The sequence below is a fragment of the Bacillus sp. AP50 genome, assembly GCF_040492675.1.
GTDB lineage: Bacteria > Bacillota > Bacilli > Bacillales > Bacillaceae_G > Bacillus_A > Bacillus_A cereus.
On record NZ_JBEUTW010000382.1, the window covers coordinates 1 to 3227 of the forward strand.

The window sequence follows — 3227 nt, forward strand, 5'->3', positions numbered from 1 at the left end:
TTCATATTCTCTATTTTTTATCACCCGCATTGTAGTAAATGTAGTTATGGATATAAAAAGTACTATACATAATAACAAAATGTAAATATTATAATTCATTCTTCCGTACTTACAGTATAAGGCCAACTCATAGCAAAAGATCCCGTATACAATTATTAGTATTGGATTTGTTACTAATGACAGAAGTATCCTTTTTGTATTTTCTCTAAATATAGAAACCACTCCTAATTATATGAATTACTGATATTAAGTATACTTTATGAATATTCACCAGTGTTATCATCAAATTTATACACATTCAAATAATATTTCCCTGGTTTCGCTACGAATTTTCCCTTTATAGCATTTCCTTCATCTTCACCACAAGCTACGTAATTTTGCATGTCTGATTCATGATAAAGTACCCATGTCATCCCAATGTTTTGTTCATTTACCACAGAAATATCTACTTCTTTTGGAACTGTAACATCAAACGTATAAACATCTGTTTGATCAGGAGCAATCAGATTTCCTTTTACAAGCTTATTAAACGGGAGTACCTTTTCCTCTTCAAGGGATCCACCTGTTTGCGGATCTTGTTTTACAGTAACTTTTGTTTGTTCTTTACTTTCTTTTCCTCTACTATCTTTCACTGTTAGTTCCACAGTATATGCTCCTTTTTCTCCATATACATGGGTAGGGCTGACTTCTGTACTTGTTGTACCATCTCCAAAGTTCCATAGATAAGAAATAATTTTTCCATTTTCACTTTCTGTACCATCACTATGGAATTGAATTCCTTCATTTACTATCCCGCTATATGGTCCATTCATATTTACTATAGTCGTTGTTTTTTCTTTTTCCTCTGTTGCAACACCATGGAAAACAATATCATATTCAAATTGATTGGCTGCATTCACACGATAGTTAACAAAATAGGCTGTAACTGTTTTATAGCCGCTCCATCCTGTTTGAGACAACTGCTCCAAGGTTTGATTGACTTGTTTACTCATTGTTTTCCAGTCTTCAGACTCACCTTTTGATGTACTACCTATGTACTTGCCTTCTACAGTAAATGTGTTAAAAAATTGAGACTCATGTTTTGTGATTTTTGCATCTTTTATATTAGTTACATCGACAATTTCTTTCTTCACTTCAGCTAACGGCTTAGGTGCATGTTGTATTAAGTAATCATTTGTTACTTGTGGTACATTGTATTTATCTTGATTATCAATCAACTGCTGCATATACGTTTGATATTCTGTATTCAGCTGTGCATCTTTACTTAATGCTTCACGATACGCGTCATAATTTTTCACATCGTTTGCACGGATTAAATCCTGAATCTTATCAAAGGTTTCAAAGTGGTGATTATATAGATAAGACTGTAGTGCAAAGGAATAATTATAAAAATCCCATGATCCATATTTTGCGAACAAAGTTTGCTTTGCAGTATAACGGCTTGCCGGATCAGATGATAAGCCACTTATAATACTTTTACGTGGAACAACATTATTTGTACGTGTAGATCCTGCAAAGAATTCTGCATTCCCTTCTTGGAACCAAGTTAAGCGTTCATTTTGATATAGTTCTCCACTCCCAAATAAACCAGGAACCTCGTATCTTCCTTGTAAATAATGAGTGAATTCGTGACGGAATAACTCTTCTAGACTATAAATACTCTGTTTTGGTGTACGCTCATATGTAAAGAAAGTACCCTTCTCTTCAATATAAATACCGCCGTTGTTCGTTTCATATCCATATAATTGTCTATTTAATTGATAATCATCTGGATTATTATAAATTACAATTGTCAGCACATCATCTGCGTTACCTGGTTCTAGTGCTTTATCATTTCCAATTACACGGTGATATTGTGCCTTTACTTCTTTGGCTGCCCAATATAACCTTTTAATTTTCTCTTCTGTTAATTTATCGCCTGTCTTAAAAACAATAGATCCATCATCAAATGTATATGTTTTAGGTAAGTATTGTAACTTCCCTTCTTCACGTATTTTCTGTAAATCTACTGTATTTCCATCATAATCTTTTCCACCGTAGTTTGTTTTGATTTGCTCTACCGCTATAAAATAAGGTCCACTTAGGCGAGGATACATATTCATCGCTTGTGTAATAACTTCCAATCCTTTGTTTGGATTGCTATGAAATTTCCCTAAACGTCCTGCATAATAAATCCCATTATTAATTAGCCAACTATTCTCAGTTGTTAAATTCCGTATGAGAGCAATTCTACTAACCTCATTTATAAAGTTATCTATCTTTCCATACCACATTGTTGCATTAGGCTTTTTATTCGTTTCCTGCAAATAAGATTGTATATCATAATCAATACCTTTTACGATTTCATATACAGCTTGTTCTTTCATATAATCATTAGCATACATAGAAAGGTTATCATTAAACTGTTTTAAAATATTTGCCGCATACTGTACTGTTTCAGCATCACTAGAAGCATTACTAATTAATTTCCCATACGCAACTACTACTCTATCTTGCTCAGCTGTACCTAATGTAAAGTTTGGATTTTTTGCAATAGCTTTTAATGCTGGTAAACATTTGTCATGGAAGCTTCTCTCATTTAAGTAACCTACTTCATTATTAAAATATCCCACATAAAAAGCAGAACGTAATACTTCAACAAAAGTTTCAATTCCCTTTGAATCCTCTTTCGTAAAAGATGTCCCTCTTTGTCCTAATTCATCAATGATAACGTTCATACGTTCTTTATTTTGATAAAAAGCTTTCGTATCTTGATTGAATTGAAATAAGTCTGTAATTTGATTCCATGAAACTCTTGATAGCGTATCAATGAATTCACTATCAGACATTTTATTCAATTCTGCCAGAGTATAGCTTTGCTTTAATTGCCTTTCATCATGTTTCATCACCGAAGTAGGTCGTTGTGAAAAATCGCCTACTTTTAAACGCTCTTCAAAATTCAATGTTTCGTCCGCTTTTGTAGCATGAGCCATTTCATCTTTTGAAGTTTCTGTCCCAATCGGTTTCATCTGTAACGTATTATAGGGTGCTTTTTCTTCTGCGGATACCTGTGTTTGAATACTTCCAAATGATAATGCCATCGTACTAATACCGATCATCATTTGAGTAAATTTTAAATTCTTGTTCATAACATTTCCTCCATTTATATATTCCACCCAAAAATATAACATTTTATTTTAATAAATTATCATAAAATGTATTATTACATATTGTTTAATATGAATTTC

1 protein-coding gene and 1 pseudogene are annotated in these 3227 nt (G+C 32.6%); both read right to left on the minus strand.

The features are described from left to right. Nucleotides 1–222: pseudogene (locus tag ABWK52_RS22880) on the minus strand (WD40/YVTN/BNR-like repeat-containing protein); the annotation flags it as partial. 35 nt (nucleotides 223–257) lie between these two features. Next, nucleotides 258–3128, minus strand: coding sequence for a collagenase ColA (gene colA / locus ABWK52_RS22885; protein WP_353772155.1), 2871 nt, complete (start codon nucleotides 3126–3128; stop codon nucleotides 258–260). Between the last annotated feature and the right edge of the window lie 99 nt (nucleotides 3129–3227).